This window comes from Chryseobacterium sp. FP211-J200 (assembly GCF_001643375.1).
Taxonomy (GTDB): Bacteria; Bacteroidota; Bacteroidia; order Flavobacteriales; family Weeksellaceae; genus Epilithonimonas; species Epilithonimonas ginsengisoli.
This window is the reverse complement of the sequence record NZ_LSHB01000003.1, coordinates 18,231-33,665: the sequence shown is the minus strand read 5'-3', so window position 1 is coordinate 33,665 and position 15,435 is coordinate 18,231. Positions and strand designations below refer to the sequence as shown.

Below are 15,435 nucleotides of genomic sequence, written 5' to 3'. Positions count from 1 at the left end.
TTAAAATTTTAAAAAATTATTTGCCGAAATCGTAACCGGAAGCTCGTCCAAGCGCATCTTTCCCAAATCGGTTTTTGAGGTAATCCATCGTTTGATAAAGGCTCATTTGCTCCTCGGTATCTTCAAAAAGATTCATCTGATGATTGCCATGAACCAAATCTGTGAAGCGCAAACCGACGAGTCTGATGCGCATTCTTCTCGTATAAACTTTATTGAAAAGTTCCAACGCAACTCTGGACAACGTGTGGTCAGCAGACGTGTAAGCGATTTTGTGTTGCTTGGTTTCCGTATCGAAATTGGAATATCGGATTTTGATGACAACGGTTGAAGTCAACCATTTTTCTTGTCTCAATTGATACGCTAACTTTTCTGCCATTCCCGAAATCAATCTTTTTATTTCCAAAACATCAATAGAATCCGTTGCAAAAGTCCGTTCTGAGGAAATCGATTTTTTTTCGGAGTAAGGAACGACTGGATTTTCATCAATACCATTCGCTTTTTTCCAAAGTTCTTTTCCGTTTGCGCCAATCATTTGCTGAAGGACCAAAACGGGCATTTCTGAAAGTGTATGAATTGTCCGGACTCCAATTCTCGAAAGAAGCTGGAATGTTTTATCACCAACCATCGGGATTTTTTTGACGGAAAGTGGATTCAAAAATGGTTGTATTTCTGTTTCTCTGATTTGAAATTTACCTTCAGGTTTAGATTCTCCCGTTCCGATTTTGGAAACAGTTTTATTGTTCGATAATGCAAAACTTATCGGCAATCCAGTTTCCTTTTTTACAGCTGATGCAATTTCCTTAGTCCATTGATAACAGCCGAAAAATTTGTCCATTCCGGTCAGGTCAAGATAAAATTCATCAATGCTCGCTTTTTCCATCACCGGCACTTTGTCCTGAATCACTTCGGTTACCAAATGAGACATTTTAGAAAAATTCTCATAATCGCCTTTTACCACTTTTGCATCGGGACAAAGTCTGAGCGCCATTTTGATTGGCATTGCAGAACGTACCCCGAATTTTCGCGCTTCATACGAACAAGAAGCCACCACACCACGGTCGCCACCACCGATTATAAGTGGTATTCCTTCAATTTCGGAATGTTCTTTTCTCTCGCAGGAAACAAAAAACGTATCCAAATCCATATGTACAATTGCTCGATTCATGTGACAAAATTAGATTCATTTTGTATCATTTTTGTTATATTTGCAGATACAATTTGTATCAATGTCGATTTTTCCAGATAACATCAGGTTTTTAAGAAGCAACAAAAACTTATCCCAACAAAAAGTCTTGGGACGAGTAAGGTCCATTTTCCCAAATAATTTTAAAATGTACAATACAGATATGCAACTCAGTTTATTCGATGCAGGCGAATATTACCAATTTCCGACGGAGCTTTTGGATTATACCGAACATTTTTTGTCTGAAGAGAGAGCGACCGAAATTGAAAAAATACTCATAGAAACTGTTCCCTGGAAACAGAATACGCAAAAAATGTATGACAAAGAAGTTTTGACGCCACGCCTGACAGCCTGGTATGGCGACGATGAAAAATCCTATCATTTGGGAGGCAATGAATTCAGTGTCAATGCCTGGACGCCGGAACTTTTGGGCTTGAAATATAAAATCCAGAAATTGACAGGTCATCAGTTCAATTCTGTCTTGCTCAATTTTTATAGGGACGGAAATGATTCCGTCGCTTGGCATCGCGACAAGGAAAGCGAGCTGGGCAATCGTCCAGTTATCGCATCGGTGAGTTTTGGGCAAGTGAGGAATTTTGATTTTAGAAAAAAGGACAATCATCAGAATAAATATACGTTGCCACTTCAGCACGGTTCACTGCTCATTATGAAAGGCGATCTGCAGACCAATTGGGAACATAGGATCGCCAAATCGACCAGACCGATGAAACCGCGTATCAATTTGACTTTTCGGAATATTCGGGAGTTGTAAACATTCTTAATAATCCGAAATTTCAGCCTATTCCGCCAAGAGGATCCGTAAAGTTGAATTAAAAAAAAAATCCTGAGGAATTCTCAGGATTTTATATTGATAACAAAGATTTGTAATTATTTTACTAGGTCTACAACAGCTTTGAAAGCTTCTGGATGGTTCATTGCAAGATCTGCAAGGACTTTTCTGTTTAGCTCGATGTTGTTTTTCTTAAGACCTCCTATGAATTGAGAATAAGTCAATCCGTGCTCTCTAGCTCCTGCATTGATACGCATTACCCAAAGGCTTCTGAAACTTCTTTTCTTCTCTTTTCTACCACGGTAAGCGTAAGACATTGCTTTCTCTACCGCATTTTTTGCTACAGTCCAAACGTTCTTTCTTCTACCGAAAAAACCTTTAGCCTTTTTTAAAACTTTTTTTCTACGCGCTCTAGACGCTACAGAATTTACTGATCTTGGCATAATTTAAATTGTTTTTTTGAAAAGGGCGGTAATTTTCATTACGCTTAGGTGCACCGTTCCAGGGTTAATTGTTGAATTGTTCTAATTCTTATAAACCGAAATGATTTATAAAAACTACTTTAACGCTAATTGACGTAGTACACTTTTCTTGTCCACTTCTGCAACGTAAGAAGTTTGCGTCAGATTTCTCTTTTGCTTAGTTTCTTTCTTTGTCAAGATGTGGCTTTTGAAAGCACCTTTTCTTTTGATCTTTCCGGTTCCGGTAAGAGCAAAACGCTTTTTAGCACCTGATTTCGTTTTTAATTTTGGCATTGTTTTGCTTTTTATGTTTTGTTATCAATATCTATTTTTATTATCAATGAACGTATCCAAGAATAATAGTTTGCAAAATTACAAAAAAATTATCAAACTCAGACTGTAAAATCTGTGTTTGATCATATTAATTAAAATATCAAAAAAACCTCAAAATTAATTTGAGGTTTTATATATCAATTGAATGGTATCAATGTTATTTAGCAGGCTTCTTAGGGCTCATCATCATGATCATTCTTTTCCCTTCAAGTTTAGGAAGCTGGTCGACTTTCCCAACATGCTCCAGATCCTGGGCAAGTTTCAAAAGAAGAATCTCTCCCTGGTCTTTAAAGATAATAGAACGGCCTTTGAAGAAAACGTAGGTTTTCAGTTTTGAACCTTCTTCCAAGAATTTTTCAGCGTGCTTTTTCTTGAAGTCATAATCGTGATCATCGGTCTGAGGACCAAATCTAATTTCTTTCACAACTACTTTTACTTGCTTCGCTTTTAGTTCTTTGGTCTTTTTCTTTTGCTCGTACAAGAATTTTTTATAATCAAGGATACGAGAAATATAAGGCTCAGCTTTATCAGAAATTACGACAAGATCCAACTCTTGTTCTCTTGCAATTTCTAAAGCTTTTGATAAAGGGTAAACTCCCGGTTCTACGTTGTCACCAACAAGACGTACCTCGTTAGCACGAATTTTACCGTTAATTTGATGGAGGTCTTCTTGGACTGGACGTCTCATCGGGCCTCTGCTGTTGTTTCTTTTTAGTGCTATGGTTTTAAATTTTAAAATTAATAATTAGTGTTGGCTTATTGGTTTGCTCCTAAGTCAAATGCTGGTTTTGCTTCTTGTTTAAAGTATGTTATAAACGCATCCACCGTCATTTCTCCCAAATCACCTTCGCCTCTTCTTCTTACAGAAATCGTACCGTTATTTTCCTCGTTCTCACCTACAATAAGCATAAATGGTAACTTTTTCAATTCGGCATCACGGATTTTCTTACCCGTTTTCTCGTTTCTGTCGTCAATCAATCCGCAAATATCGTGAATTTCCAATGATTCTGAAACTTTTTTTGCATAATCTGAATATTTTTCACTGATAGGCAAAATAGTGAACTGTTCCGGACTCAGCCAAAGTGGGAAATCACCCGCTGTATTCTCAATTAATATCGCAATGAAACGTTCCATAGAGCCGAATGGCGCTCTGTGGATCATCACTGGTCTGTGCTTCTCGTTGTCGCTTCCGTTGTACCAAAGGTCAAATCTTTCCGGTAAATTGTAATCTACCTGAATTGTTCCCAACTGCCAGCTTCTTCCCAACGCATCTTTCACCATAAAGTCAAGCTTTGGACCATAGAAAGCCGCTTCGCCATATTCAGTTACAGTTTTCAAGCCTTTTGCTTTTGCAGCAGTCACGATTGCGTTTTCAGCTTTCTCCCAATTCTCATCGGATCCGATATATTTGTCTCTGTTTTCTTTGTCTCTTAATGAAATTTGAGCCGTAAAGTCAGCAAATCCAAGTGAACCGAAAACGTAAAGCACAAGGTCGATCACTTTTTCAAATTCCTGCAACAACTGGTCTGGCGTACAGAAAAGGTGCGCATCATCCTGAGTAAATCCACGAACTCTTGTCAAGCCGTGTAATTCTCCAGATTGCTCATATCTGTAAACTGTACCAAATTCCGCATAACGCTTCGGCAAATCTTTGTAAGACCATTGCTGAGCTTTGTAAATCTCGCAGTGGTGCGGACAGTTCATTGGTTTTAATAAAAATTCTTCACCTTCATTTGGTGTTTTGATTGGCTGAAAACTATCAGCGCCATATTTGTCCCAGTGTCCAGAAGTTACATACAATTCTTTCGCTCCAATATGTGGAGAGATCACGAATTCATAACCTTGTTTTTTCTGTGCTTTGGAAAGGAATTCTTCTAATTTTTTTCTAAGCGCAGCACCTTTTGGCAACCAAAGCGGAAGACCGGCACCTACTTTTTCTGAGAATGCGAAAATTCCCAATTCTTTACCCAATTTTCTGTGGTCTCTTCTTTTTGCTTCCTCCAGTCTTTCAAGATATTCTGTCAGCTCTTTTTGTTTTGGAAAAGAAACACCGTAAACTCTTGTCAGCTGTGGATTTTTCTCGTCACCTCTCCAATAAGCTCCGGCTGCGTTCAATATTTTTACAGCTTTTACAATTCCTGTTGATGGGATGTGTCCACCTCTACAAAGGTCTGTGAAGTTATCATGAGTTACGAAGGTGATTTCGCCATCAGGCAGATTTTCAATCAATTCTGTTTTGAAAGGATTGTCCGCATATTCTTTTAGCGCGTCAGCTTTGGAAACTTCACGAAGGTTGAAAGTCGAATTTTTCTTAGCATTTTCTAAGATTTTCTTTTCCAGCTTTTCGAAGTCTTTTTCAGACAAAGGTTCTCCTCCGAAATCTACATCATAATAGAATCCGTTCGCGATTGCAGGCCCGATTGTCAGCTTAGCCTCTGGATAAAATTCCATAATAGCCTGAGCCAGCAAGTGGGCAGAAGAATGCCAGAATGCTTTTTTACCCATATCGTCATTCCACGTCAATAGCTGCACTGTAGAATCCTCCGTTATCGTGGTGTCTACTTCTGTCTGTTTTCCGTTTACGACGGCAGAAATGGTGTTTCTTGCCAAACCGTCACTGATACTTTGTGCAACTTGTAGTGGAGTAACTGCTCCTTCATATTCTCTGATGCTGCCATCAGGAAGAGTAATTTTTAGCATTATGACTGAAATTTTTAGGATGCAAAAATAGTGATTTTTTAAAGAAAAAACCGGATTTATTTTAGCTTAACTTTCTCTTTTATAATCTCGATGACGTCCACATTTCTCACTTTCGATTTTACCCAGCCGTGGATGTCGATGTAGACGAGCGTTCTTTTGTCGTATCTGTTTTTCTCGGATTCCTGCAGCTGCTTTTCGAATTCCTTGAAAGACGAAAGTTGCGCAGTGGAATTCTGGTCATCGATTTTCTTAAAGAAATCAACAATTTTAAAATGTAATTCGCCGGGATTTCTCATCTTTTTTACAAACTTAATCGTGCTTTTCACAAAGGCATCATAATCGTCATCAAAACCAGCTTCAAATTTCGCCATCAGAATCAAAATCCTCGTGTGGAAAAGCAAATCCTCCTGAATATTTCCTTTTGAATTAATGATTTTCAAACCGTATTTAATAGTGTTTTGATATTGTTTACTGCCAAAATACATCGATGCGATTTTCAGATATAAAATGAGAAAATGGTGTTCATCTATCTTGTCGCGGTGTTTTTCCATCTTCAATTCCAATTCAGGAATCATCTTTGTGCCACCGAAAAAATCTCCTTTGATGAAATAAAGATTCATTTTGGTATTATAATAATTAAGGAAAATCAACGATTGCGAATTCTCATTATGAATAAAAGTGTCCGATTTTACAACGCGACTAAACTTCTCAAAACTTTCTTCAATCCTTTTAATATTGCCGTACAGAAACAAAATTTTGAATAAATAAGTATTTCCTTTGATGTACCAAACTGGATGATTTTTTATCATTTCAGGATTCTGATGGAACAATTCTACCCATTGATAAGCGTATTTTAAAGTGTACTTGTAATCCTGCAAAAGCTGATTTTTCCAAACGTGAGCCTTGAAATACCAAAGTTTCTCCGTGAAATTAAGTTTGTTAAGGTCAATTTTTTTGACTTTTTTATCAAACAAATCAAGGATTTTATCACGGTCTTCGTCATTTTTGATGTAACCGTGCGTCAACATTTCGCTGTACAATTTCAAAGAAAGATTGGAAAGTTGGGTAGCATAACTGTTTTGCTTGTTGATTTCAGTCGATTGCAGAATTAATTCATCTGCTCGTCCGTCGATACTTCTTGTAATGAATTGAGATTCAATAACTTTTTCAAGTTCTATGATTTCTGAAGCGATGCTTTTTTCATCTAAATCCAATGCAGATTGTTTCGCTTTGTCTAGGATTTTCAAAGCTTGCTTGTACAAACCTTTTTGATATAAAATCGTTGCAAAATCAAGCTGTTCCCGCAATTGGATTCTGCTGTTTTGAAGGCTTGGATTCAGTCTCAGACTTACCAGGATTTGTTTATAAAGATGTGCTTTCAGATTGGAAAGTTGCTGTTTCGATGATATTTTTTTCTCAATAATAATCTCCTCATTATATTCTTTCATTTTGTCCAATTCAGAAAAAAGTAAAAGAAATTTGGCGTCGACATTAATTCCAAGTCGGTTCACGTACAGCTTAAATTGACGTTTTTCCGACGTCGAAAGTGACTTGATGAGTACAAATAAAAAATCTTTCTGTAATTCTGACATTGTAAATTTAAAATATATAAATAATTGATAATTAATTTGTTGTCAATTATTTTAAAGGAATTGAATATTGTATTTTTTAGAAAGTATCAATCAGATATCATAAATCAAATTCTACTTTTGAATATCAAAATTAGGTAAAAAACTTTATTATGAATCCGGAAAAAATTGAAATTTTTGATACGACGTTGAGAGATGGTGAACAGGTTCCCGGATGTAAACTCAATACAGAACAAAAAATAATCATCGCCGAGAAACTCGATTTTCTTGGCGTTGATATTATTGAAGCTGGTTTTCCAATTTCGAGTCCAGGTGATTTCCAATCCGTTCAGGAGATTTCCAAAATCGTGAAATATGCGAAAGTTTGCGGATTGACGAGAGCCAACAAAAAAGATATAGAAGTCGCTGCAGAAGCTTTGAAATATGCAAAAAGACCAAGAATCCATACCGGAATTGGAACTTCAGATTCTCACATCAGATTCAAATTCAATTCTACAAGAGAGCAGGTTTTGGAACGCGCAATCGAAGCGGTGAAATACGCGAAGAATTTCGTGGATGATGTTGAGTTTTATGCTGAAGATGCAGGACGAACTGATAATGATTTCCTGGCAAAAGTCTGTGAAGAAGTCATCAAGGCCGGCGCAACAGTTCTTAATATTCCTGATACAACAGGTTATTGTCTGCCGGAAGAATACGGCCGAAAAATCAAATATCTGAGAGAAAATGTAAAAGACATTGACAAAGCAATTTTGTCTTGCCACTGTCACAACGACCTTGGAATGGCAACCGCAAATTCTATCTCAGGAATCATCAACGGCGCCAGACAAATCGAATGTACCATCAACGGACTTGGCGAACGTGCCGGAAACACAGCTTTGGAAGAAGTGGTGATGATTATTAAACAACATCCAAATCTTAATTTTCACACCGATATCAATTCCAAAATGCTGAACGAAATGAGTTATCTGGTTTCAGAATTAATGGGAATGCCGGTTCAGCCAAATAAGGCAATTGTTGGAGCGAATGCATTTGCACACAGTTCCGGAATTCATCAGGATGGCGTTATCAAAAACAGGGAAACCTATGAAATTATCGACCCGAAAGAAGTCGGAATCAATGAATCTTCCATCGTTCTGACAGCGAGAAGCGGACGTTCGGCGTTGGCTTATCGTTTCAAAAATATCGGTTTTGATGTGACAAAAGTGGAGTTGGACTTTTTGTATCAGGAGTTTTTGAAAATCGCCGATACCAAAAAAGAAGTTAATAATGATGATTTAAGCTTTATGATGAAATCATTTAATCAAAAAATTGGATAGAAAATGAGCCAAAGCAAAACACTATTTGATAAAGTTTGGGATGCGCACGTTGTAGAAACCGTTCCGGATGGACCTCAGGTAATTTATATAGATAAACATTTGATTCACGAAGTGACAAGTCCACAGGCTTTTGCGGAATTGGAAGCAAGAGGTTTGGAAGTTTTTCGTCCGAATCAAATTGTGGCGACTGCCGACCACAACGTTCCGACGTTAGGACAGGAATTGCCAATCAGAGACGAATTGTCAAGAACGCAGGTTCAGCAATTGACAGAGAATTGCAAAAAAAATAACATCGAGTTGTACGGACTTGGTCATCAATATCAAGGAATCGTTCACATCATCGCTCCCGAGTTGGGAATTACTCAGCCGGGAATGAGCATTGTTTGCGGTGACAGTCATACTTCCACGCACGGCGCTTTTGGAGCGATTGCTTTTGGAATTGGAACAAGTCAGGTCGCGCAGGTTTTTGCAAGTCAATGTCTGTTAATGAACAAACCAAAATCGATGCGTGTTTCCGTGAATGGAAAACTGAATAAAGATGTTCAGCCGAAAGATGTGATTCTTTATATTATTTCGAAGGTCGGAACGGATTCAGGAACTGGTTATTTCTGCGAATATGAAGGAAATGTCTTCGAAGAAATGTCGATGGAAGGCCGAATGACCGTCTGCAATATGAGCATCGAAATGGGAGCGAGAGGCGGAATGATTGCGCCCGATGAAACCACTTTCAACTATGTAAAAGACAAAACATTCGCACCAAAAGGAGAAGAATGGACTGAAAAAGTTGAATATTGGAAAACGTTGAAATCCGATTCTGACGCTATTTTTGATAAAGAATTTGAATTCTCGGCAGAAGATATTCGTCCAATGATAACTTACGGAACCAACCCTGGAATGGGAATTTCCATCGATTCTAAAATTCCGACGGCTCAAAACGAATCCGAAGAAAAAGCTTTGAAATATATGGGACTGAATGCCGGACAATCCACCTCAGACATAAAAGTAAATTACGTTTTCATCGGAAGTTGTACCAACGCAAGGATTGAGGATTTTCGTTCGGCTGCAACTTATGTGAAAGGAAAGCAAAAAGCTACAAATATTGTCGCTTGGCTGGTTCCGGGTTCACAAAAAGTAGCAAAACAAATTTATGATGAAGGATTGGATAAAGTCTTTAATGAGGCTGGTTTCCAAATTCGTCAGCCTGGATGTTCGGCTTGTTTGGCAATGAATGAAGATAAAATCCCAGAAGGTGAATATTGCGTTTCCACGTCCAACAGAAACTTCGAAGGCCGACAAGGTCAAGGCGCAAGAACACTTTTGGCGAGTCCGTTAACAGCTGCGAAAGTTGCTGTGGAAGGCAGAATTCCGGCTTTTGAAAATCTGAATTAATTATAATCTGGAATTTTAAACATTGAATTTTAAATCTTGAACATCGAATTAACCGTATGCAAAAATTAGTTTTAATAAAATCTCAGGCCGTTCCGTTGCCGAGCGAAAATATAGATACCGACCAGATTATTCCGGCGCGTTTCCTTAAAAGCATCAGCAAAGAAGGTTTCGGCGAAAATCTTTTCAGAGACTGGCGGTATAACGTTCACACGAATGAACCAAATCCTGACTTCGTTTTGAATACTCCTAAATATTCCGGTGAAATTCTGGTTGCAGGAAATAACTTCGGATGTGGAAGCAGCAGAGAACACGCGGCCTGGTCGTTGACGGATTATGGATTCAAAGTGGTTGTGTCAAGTTATTTTGCTGATATTTTCAAAGGCAATGCGCTTAATAATGGATTACTTCCAGTGAAAGTTTCTGAGGAATATCTCAAAGATTTAATGGAAACCATCACGCAAAATCCATCAACTCAAATTACAGTGGACGTAGAGGAACAGACGATTTCTTTCAATGATAAAACAGAAAGTTTCGAGTTGGATTCTTACAAAAAAATATGCCTCATCAACGGCTACGACGATATTGATTTTTTAACGAACAAAAAAGAAGCGGTTCAGAAATTTGAACAAAAAACACAGAAAGTATATGAGCAAGAATTATAAAATAGCGGTTTTGCCAGGCGATGGCATCGGTCCGGAAGTGACCAACGAAAGTGTGAAGATCTTAAAAGTGATTGGCGAAGCCTTTCAATACAATTTCCAATTCGATTATGGCGTGATGGGAGCGGAAGCCATTTATCAAACGGGAAATCCTTTACCAGAAGAAACTTTGGAATTATGCAAAAATTCCGACGCTGTTTTGTTCGGTGCAATTGGCGACCCGGCTTTTGATAATAATCCTGACGCGAAAGTTCGTCCAGAACAAGGTTTGCTGAAATTGAGAAAAGAATTGGGATTATTCGCCAACATCAGACCGATTAAAACTTTTGCATCTCTGGTTAAGAAAAGTCCATTGAAAAGAGAAATCGTCGAAGGAACGGATATTCAAATCTATCGTGAATTGATTAGCGGCATCTATTTCGGAGAAAAATTTACTGAGGAAAACGGAGATTACGCTTACGACGTCTGTAAATATTCGAAAGAAGAAATTACGGGAATCGCACATTTGGCTTTTCAGGACGCTCAAAAAAGAAAGAAAAAACTGACATTAATTGACAAAGCCAACGTTCTAGACACATCCAGACTTTGGAGAAAAATCGTGAAGGAAATTGCTTTGGAATATCCGGATGTCAAAGTGGATTTTATGTTCGTAGATAATGCCGCGATGCAAATGATTCTTAATCCTAAACAATTTGATGTCATCCTGACAGAAAATATGTTCGGCGATATTATTTCTGATGAAGCCAGCGTGATTGGCGGTTCAATTGGTTTATTACCTTCTGCATCAATTGGCATTGACAACGCACTTTTCGAACCAATCCACGGTTCTTATCCTCAAGCCAAAGGAAAAGGAATTGCCAATCCAATCGCCTCCATCTTGAGTGCAGCGATGATGCTCGACCATTTGGAATTGACCCAAGCTGCCAATAAACTGAGAGAAAGCGTGGAAAATGCCATCGAAAGCAGATATGTGACGATTGACCTGAATCCAGATATCAATTATTCAACCAGCGAAGTTGGGGATTTCATTGCAGATTATATTTTGTTTTCGGAGAGGTCGTATTACAACCACGAGAATGTCCAGCTGGGAAAATCCACGATTGTCTAAAATAAAATGAGAGCCGAAGTTTATTCGGCTCTCATCAGTTAAAATATAAAATTAAAATTCATTCAGTTAGTCTTTTCTGCCCTGAGAATCCATCTCGTCTGACATTCCTTTTTCCGGTCTGTAGGCAGCGCTTCGATCATCTGTGAAGTACAGATCATTTTTCGCTTTTGCGATGATCCTTGCTCTCGTAGATTCTGGAATTGGATATTCGTGGTGTGTGTCCGGATATTTTTCTGCGAGGTAACCTCTGGTTTTTTCTTCCACATCTATCGCGCCGTTTTCATCCAATATTTTTTTAGCAGCGTTCGCATCGTCTTCTGTTTCAGCATAGACGGTAATTCTGTTGCTGTCGATACTTGCATATTCGTAGCGGTCAGTTTCTACAACATCTCTGTCAAAAAGCCAGTCAAAGAAACTTGCTTTTTTGTCCGTATCAACGGTTTCAACTTTGTCCAGGGCTTCTATTTCTGCGTTGGCAAGGGAATATTCGTACAAGCCTGCTTCTTCCAGTTTGGTGATCACATCTCTGCTTTCTGCTTCGTTTGGGAAAATCCCGATAATCGTGTAAGACATAATAATATTTTTTTTGGTGGTTAAACTTATTTCCCTTACCCAAACAAAAATGATGACACAATCCACTGCCGGACAAAATTTTAACAGTATTTAAGATTTGGGCGCCTTTATCCGCCTTCCGCTCCCAATCTTTTTGCCTTGGCTTTTCCAGCTACAAAAAAGGATTTCCGCTCAAGTCGGGGCGCGCTTCGCCAAGTTGAACGTTTCGGCATAGAAAAAACCTTCCAGTTCATCCGAAAGGTTTCCATAGTTTGAATTTTCAAAGGTTTATAATTACACCGAGGTTATGCAGCCCTGCCTGAGTGGAGCTCATTTTTTGCGGCTGGAAAAGCTTGGCAAAAATAGCGGGAACGGAGGACGGAAAAGCTGCCCAAATAATTACTAACTAACTATTTGAACTTCGTAATTCCCAAACCATCGATCTCATCAGCAATTCTTTTTTCGTGGTTGTGATGTGGTTTTCGGTCGTTTGTGAAAAATAGATTGTTCCGTGCTTTGGCAATGATCTTCGCATTTCTGCTCTCGGAGATCACATATTCGTGATTCGGATAATTTTCAGTCATGTGGTCCTGAGCTTTCTCTTCTACATTCACGGCGCCATTGTTGTCTAGGATATCTTTCACGATGTGCGCGTCCTGCTCGGTCTGCAGATGGACGGTGATCGTGTTGTGGTCGATACTTGCGTATTCGAAACGGGCTTTGTCTATGTGATTGTCATCAAATAACCAATTCCAAAAACCATTTTTCTTCTCAATGTCCACATTTTGCGCAGTCTCGTGATGAGAATGAGAAAGATTGTAGTCATTGTAACCAGCGTTTTCCAATTTTAAAAGGACCTTGTCAGCCTCTAGCTGAGTGGGAAAAAGCCCTACAACAATATAAGACATAGCTGTAATGTTTTGATGAGACGAAATAAAAAGAACACTTCTGAAACCAAATTTTTATCATCTGATTTGCAATATTAAATATATGTTAATTTTATCAAATAAACAAGCCTTTCAAAATAAATTGAAAGGCTTGTTGGTTTTTTCGCAAAAATAATTACTTTTTTATGTTATCTGTTTTGCCATCTTTGTTCACTTCAGAACTTTTATCGATGTCTTTTTTGTCTATGTCAGGCGGGTTTTGCTTGTCAGAAGCGGCTGGAATATTTTTGAAATCTTCGGTCTGTTTTTTCTGTTCAGACGAGTTATTGCTTTCTTGTTTTTTATCTGGTTCCATAACGATTGATTTTATAATTCGGTTGCGGGAAAAGTATTGGTCTTATCCTCGATGGAATAATGCAATGCCTTTGCCAAAACGAATATATCGTTCAGATTATCTTTCAATTGTTTTTTGCTTTGCTCCTTCAAACTGTTCTGGTTCACGCTTTTTGCCATATTTTTCTTGGCAGACTCCATCACACCGTTGATATCTTTCTGAGTGAATCTGTTGATGGCGTAATCATCCATAAAATGAATTTTCACATCTGGAAAAATCTTGATTTCCGGTTGAGGAAGCTCATTAATGATGACTTTTTTATTAACTGTATCGACATCGATTTTCATCTGTTTCAAATCGTAAGAAACTTGAGCTTTTGCAGTCGTGTAAAGTACCATTTCTCTTGGCAGAATATCAAATCCGGCGACACTTGCTGCTGAACTTTTGTGCGTCTGGAAGCTGGAAAAATCCTGTTCCAAAACCACCATTTTATTCATTTTCTGAATTTGATTTGTGATGAGATAGTAATCTTGATTGATGAGCGCTGCATCTTCTTTTTTATTACAGCTTCTCCACGATAGAAATAGAAAAACCGTCAGAATGATTCCGAAAATAAAAGAAAGGATGCCTGTGTATTTTGTCATTTGAATGATTGCGATTTGTCAGCCAATTAAGTTTTGAAATAATTTCTCCTACTTAAATAAGCCTGAATTATTATCTTTTTTCAAAATGTTAAGCAAATCTTTCTCCAAAAATCCGGTTTCGGGCATTTCTGTGATTCTTCCGATTTCTTTTCCGTACTTTTTGACGATGATTGTCGGAACTCTTGTGATGTTATAAAGACCTTCTTCGCCAGCCGGAGATTCCTTTTTGCGGTTTACAGCGATGATTTGCATCTTATCCGTATTGTATTTCAAAGTTTCCAGGATTTTTATCAATCTCGGAAATTCTCTGTGGCTGTCTTCGCACCAGCTTCCGACGAAGACCACCAAGCTATAACTGTTCAGTTTTTCTTTCTTCAATTCTGCCAAACTTGGCTGGTCAATTTGATAACGGTCATATTCCTCATCAAACCAGGTTTTGTAAGGTTCTTTTCGGAATTGGTCAAGTGATTGCGTTCCCAAAAGCATTTTGCCATCGTTCTTGGATTCTACTTCTCGGTTGACGATGATTCTTTCCGCACAAGAATTAATAGTTGTGAGTGCAATGATTCCCAATAAAATTGAAATTTTTTTCATCCTGAGTTTTTTATTTCAATAATGAAGCGATGTCCGCTGCAGAATAATATTTGTTCTTAAGAACTTTGTTGTCTGCAACTCTGTGAACATTGTATTTGTCGCCAGATTTTTCGTAATAAGCATCAGTTCCTTTGGCTTTGTAAAATTCTACTGTTTCTTGTGCCTGAACTTCATTATCACAAGCTTTGGACATATTGGAACGCTGAACTTCATTAAATAATTCCACAAATTTGTCTCCCAATCCAAACTCCAAAACAGCGCCACTCAAAACATACTGAAGGTCGCAAAGTGCATCAGCAACTTCTACCAAATCGTTGTCTTCAATCGCTTTTTTCAGTTCGTCCAATTCTTCTTGCAAAAGACTCACTCTCAACTCAGCGCGTTCTTTTGAAGGAATCTGAGGTGTGTCCAGAATTGGGGCGTTGAATGTTTTGTGAAATTCGGCAACTTGGTTCAGACTGTCTATCTTTTCCATATATTTTCTAAAATTTTAACAAATATAAAAAATGCCATCCTTAAAGACAGCATTTATAAAATTAAAATGTTTTTTGAGTAGTAATTATAGTTTTCAAAAAGTCGGAATCAAGTTGGAAAAAGACTTCGACTCCGCTCAGCCTGACATCGCTTACGATTAATTTTTTAATATTAGAATTGTCATCCTGAGCGGAGTCGAAGGATTTATTAAAATTACTTCAAACGTTCCAAAACACCTTTCCGTTTCACAATATTCTTATAATCCCATTGGATTTCTCTGGATTTTTCCAGCCAACGTTTTAAATCGTCTTTGTTAATTTCATTCACATCATTATAGAAAATAGAAGCATCTTGGAATTTTTCGCCTTCCACATTCAGTTTTTCTTCAACGAAAGATTTTCCGCTCCAAAACATCAATCGAA

At 38.0% G+C, this 15,435-nt stretch carries 19 protein-coding genes; 5 read left to right on the top strand and 14 right to left on the bottom strand.

Annotated features, from left to right (window positions below):
* Window positions 1-16: 16 nt before the first annotated feature.
* The gene (gene dinB / locus AXA65_RS01015) at window positions 17-1,165 is read right to left on the bottom strand and encodes a DNA polymerase IV (RefSeq protein ID WP_063968275.1); all 1,149 of its coding nucleotides are present in this window, start codon (window positions 1,163-1,165) and stop codon (window positions 17-19) included.
* Window positions 1,166-1,331: 166 nt separating this feature from the next.
* Between dinB and AXA65_RS01010 the strand changes: the two genes are divergently transcribed.
* A complete protein-coding gene (locus tag AXA65_RS01010) occupies window positions 1,332-1,955 on the top strand; it encodes an alpha-ketoglutarate-dependent dioxygenase AlkB family protein (RefSeq protein ID WP_228391595.1) in 624 nt (207 codons plus the stop codon).
* Between the two features lie 116 nt (window positions 1,956-2,071).
* On the opposite strand, the gene rplT is transcribed toward AXA65_RS01010, so the two are convergent.
* From rplT to AXA65_RS00985, 5 genes are all read right to left on the bottom strand, one after another.
* The gene (rplT, locus tag AXA65_RS01005; protein ID WP_063968274.1) at window positions 2,072-2,416 is read right to left on the bottom strand and encodes a 50S ribosomal protein L20; all 345 of its coding nucleotides are present in this window, start codon (window positions 2,414-2,416) and stop codon (window positions 2,072-2,074) included.
* Window positions 2,417-2,530: 114 nt separating this feature from the next.
* On the bottom strand, window positions 2,531-2,728 hold the full coding sequence (gene rpmI / locus AXA65_RS01000; RefSeq protein ID WP_034965196.1) for a 50S ribosomal protein L35: 198 nt from the start codon (window positions 2,726-2,728) through the stop codon (window positions 2,531-2,533).
* 196 nt (window positions 2,729-2,924) lie between these two features.
* On the bottom strand, window positions 2,925-3,455 hold the full coding sequence (gene infC, locus AXA65_RS00995) for a translation initiation factor IF-3 (RefSeq protein WP_051259629.1): 531 nt from the start codon (window positions 3,453-3,455) through the stop codon (window positions 2,925-2,927).
* Window positions 3,456-3,523: 68 nt separating this feature from the next.
* A complete protein-coding gene (gene thrS / locus AXA65_RS00990; protein ID WP_063968273.1) occupies window positions 3,524-5,467 on the bottom strand; it encodes a threonine--tRNA ligase in 1,944 nt (647 codons plus the stop codon).
* Between the two features lie 56 nt (window positions 5,468-5,523).
* Complete coding sequence (locus AXA65_RS00985; protein WP_063968272.1) at window positions 5,524-7,059, bottom strand: hypothetical protein; 1,536 nt, start codon at window positions 7,057-7,059, stop codon at window positions 5,524-5,526.
* 149 nt (window positions 7,060-7,208) lie between these two features.
* On the opposite strand from AXA65_RS00985, the gene AXA65_RS00980 reads away from it, so the two are divergent.
* Genes AXA65_RS00980 through leuB form a run of 4 tightly spaced genes read left to right on the top strand, consistent with a single transcriptional unit; the run spans window position 7,209 to window position 11,528 of the window.
* A complete protein-coding gene (locus tag AXA65_RS00980; RefSeq protein WP_086048025.1) occupies window positions 7,209-8,372 on the top strand; it encodes a 2-isopropylmalate synthase in 1,164 nt (387 codons plus the stop codon).
* Window positions 8,373-8,375: 3 nt separating this feature from the next.
* Window positions 8,376-9,761, top strand: coding sequence for a 3-isopropylmalate dehydratase large subunit (gene leuC, locus AXA65_RS00975; protein WP_063968271.1), 1,386 nt, complete (start codon window positions 8,376-8,378; stop codon window positions 9,759-9,761).
* A 56-nt stretch (window positions 9,762-9,817) separates the two neighbouring features.
* Window positions 9,818-10,423 carry a 3-isopropylmalate dehydratase small subunit gene (gene leuD, locus AXA65_RS00970; RefSeq protein ID WP_063968270.1) on the top strand — a complete coding sequence of 202 codons (606 nt, stop codon included), beginning with the start codon at window positions 9,818-9,820 and terminating at the stop codon, window positions 10,421-10,423.
* A complete protein-coding gene (leuB, locus tag AXA65_RS00965) occupies window positions 10,407-11,528 on the top strand; it encodes a 3-isopropylmalate dehydrogenase (RefSeq protein ID WP_063968269.1) in 1,122 nt (373 codons plus the stop codon). The genes leuD and leuB overlap by 17 nt, the downstream gene beginning before the upstream one ends.
* Window positions 11,529-11,594: 66 nt before the next feature.
* On the opposite strand, the gene AXA65_RS00960 is transcribed toward leuB, so the two are convergent.
* The 8 genes from AXA65_RS00960 to AXA65_RS20435 form a co-directional block, all read right to left on the bottom strand.
* Entirely contained in the window at window positions 11,595-12,101 is a 507-nt protein-coding gene (locus tag AXA65_RS00960) for a hypothetical protein (protein ID WP_063968268.1), read from the bottom strand.
* 107 nt (window positions 12,102-12,208) lie between these two features.
* Window positions 12,209-12,349 carry a hypothetical protein gene (locus AXA65_RS19800; protein ID WP_165596550.1) on the bottom strand — a complete coding sequence of 47 codons (141 nt, stop codon included), beginning with the start codon at window positions 12,347-12,349 and terminating at the stop codon, window positions 12,209-12,211.
* 141 nt (window positions 12,350-12,490) lie between these two features.
* Entirely contained in the window at window positions 12,491-12,988 is a 498-nt protein-coding gene (locus AXA65_RS00955) for a hypothetical protein (protein ID WP_063968267.1), read from the bottom strand.
* Between the two features lie 154 nt (window positions 12,989-13,142).
* Entirely contained in the window at window positions 13,143-13,322 is a 180-nt protein-coding gene (locus AXA65_RS00950) for a hypothetical protein (protein ID WP_063968266.1), read from the bottom strand.
* A gap of 11 nt (window positions 13,323-13,333) precedes the next feature.
* Entirely contained in the window at window positions 13,334-13,945 is a 612-nt protein-coding gene (locus AXA65_RS00945; protein ID WP_063968265.1) for a DUF4230 domain-containing protein, read from the bottom strand.
* A 48-nt stretch (window positions 13,946-13,993) separates the two neighbouring features.
* A complete protein-coding gene (locus AXA65_RS00940; protein WP_063968264.1) occupies window positions 13,994-14,539 on the bottom strand; it encodes a TlpA family protein disulfide reductase in 546 nt (181 codons plus the stop codon).
* Between the two features lie 10 nt (window positions 14,540-14,549).
* Window positions 14,550-15,014: a nucleoside triphosphate pyrophosphohydrolase family protein gene (locus tag AXA65_RS00935; RefSeq protein ID WP_063968263.1), complete on the bottom strand. Its 465-nt coding sequence runs from the start codon at window positions 15,012-15,014 to the stop codon at window positions 14,550-14,552.
* Between the two features lie 212 nt (window positions 15,015-15,226).
* Window positions 15,227-15,427: a hypothetical protein gene (locus AXA65_RS20435; protein ID WP_317040326.1), complete on the bottom strand. Its 201-nt coding sequence runs from the start codon at window positions 15,425-15,427 to the stop codon at window positions 15,227-15,229.
* Window positions 15,428-15,435: the final 8 nt, after the last annotated feature.

Excerpts from the sequence above, each read along its gene's own strand:
- dinB (WP_063968275.1), bottom strand. The coding sequence starts at position 1,165 with ATGAATCGAGCAATTGTACATATGGATTTGGATACGTTTTTTGTTTCC.
- AXA65_RS01010 (WP_228391595.1), top strand. The coding sequence starts at position 1,332 with ATGTACAATACAGATATGCAACTCAGTTTATTCGATGCAGGCGAATAT.
- rplT (WP_063968274.1), bottom strand. The coding sequence starts at position 2,416 with ATGCCAAGATCAGTAAATTCTGTAGCGTCTAGAGCGCGTAGAAAAAAA.
- rpmI (WP_034965196.1), bottom strand. The coding sequence starts at position 2,728 with ATGCCAAAATTAAAAACGAAATCAGGTGCTAAAAAGCGTTTTGCTCTT.
- infC (WP_051259629.1), bottom strand. The coding sequence starts at position 3,455 with ATGAGACGTCCAGTCCAAGAAGACCTCCATCAAATTAACGGTAAAATT.
- thrS (WP_063968273.1), bottom strand. The coding sequence starts at position 5,467 with ATGCTAAAAATTACTCTTCCTGATGGCAGCATCAGAGAATATGAAGGA.
- AXA65_RS00985 (WP_063968272.1), bottom strand. The coding sequence starts at position 7,059 with ATGTCAGAATTACAGAAAGATTTTTTATTTGTACTCATCAAGTCACTT.
- AXA65_RS00980 (WP_086048025.1), top strand. The coding sequence starts at position 7,209 with ATGAATCCGGAAAAAATTGAAATTTTTGATACGACGTTGAGAGATGGT.
- leuC (WP_063968271.1), top strand. The coding sequence starts at position 8,376 with ATGAGCCAAAGCAAAACACTATTTGATAAAGTTTGGGATGCGCACGTT.
- leuD (WP_063968270.1), top strand. The coding sequence starts at position 9,818 with ATGCAAAAATTAGTTTTAATAAAATCTCAGGCCGTTCCGTTGCCGAGC.
- leuB (WP_063968269.1), top strand. The coding sequence starts at position 10,407 with ATGAGCAAGAATTATAAAATAGCGGTTTTGCCAGGCGATGGCATCGGT.
- AXA65_RS00960 (WP_063968268.1), bottom strand. The coding sequence starts at position 12,101 with ATGTCTTACACGATTATCGGGATTTTCCCAAACGAAGCAGAAAGCAGA.
- AXA65_RS19800 (WP_165596550.1), bottom strand. The coding sequence starts at position 12,349 with ATGGAAACCTTTCGGATGAACTGGAAGGTTTTTTCTATGCCGAAACGT.
- AXA65_RS00955 (WP_063968267.1), bottom strand. The coding sequence starts at position 12,988 with ATGTCTTATATTGTTGTAGGGCTTTTTCCCACTCAGCTAGAGGCTGAC.
- AXA65_RS00950 (WP_063968266.1), bottom strand. The coding sequence starts at position 13,322 with ATGGAACCAGATAAAAAACAAGAAAGCAATAACTCGTCTGAACAGAAA.
- AXA65_RS00945 (WP_063968265.1), bottom strand. The coding sequence starts at position 13,945 with ATGACAAAATACACAGGCATCCTTTCTTTTATTTTCGGAATCATTCTG.
- AXA65_RS00940 (WP_063968264.1), bottom strand. The coding sequence starts at position 14,539 with ATGAAAAAAATTTCAATTTTATTGGGAATCATTGCACTCACAACTATT.
- AXA65_RS00935 (WP_063968263.1), bottom strand. The coding sequence starts at position 15,014 with ATGGAAAAGATAGACAGTCTGAACCAAGTTGCCGAATTTCACAAAACA.
- AXA65_RS20435 (WP_317040326.1), bottom strand. The coding sequence starts at position 15,427 with ATGTTTTGGAGCGGAAAATCTTTCGTTGAAGAAAAACTGAATGTGGAA.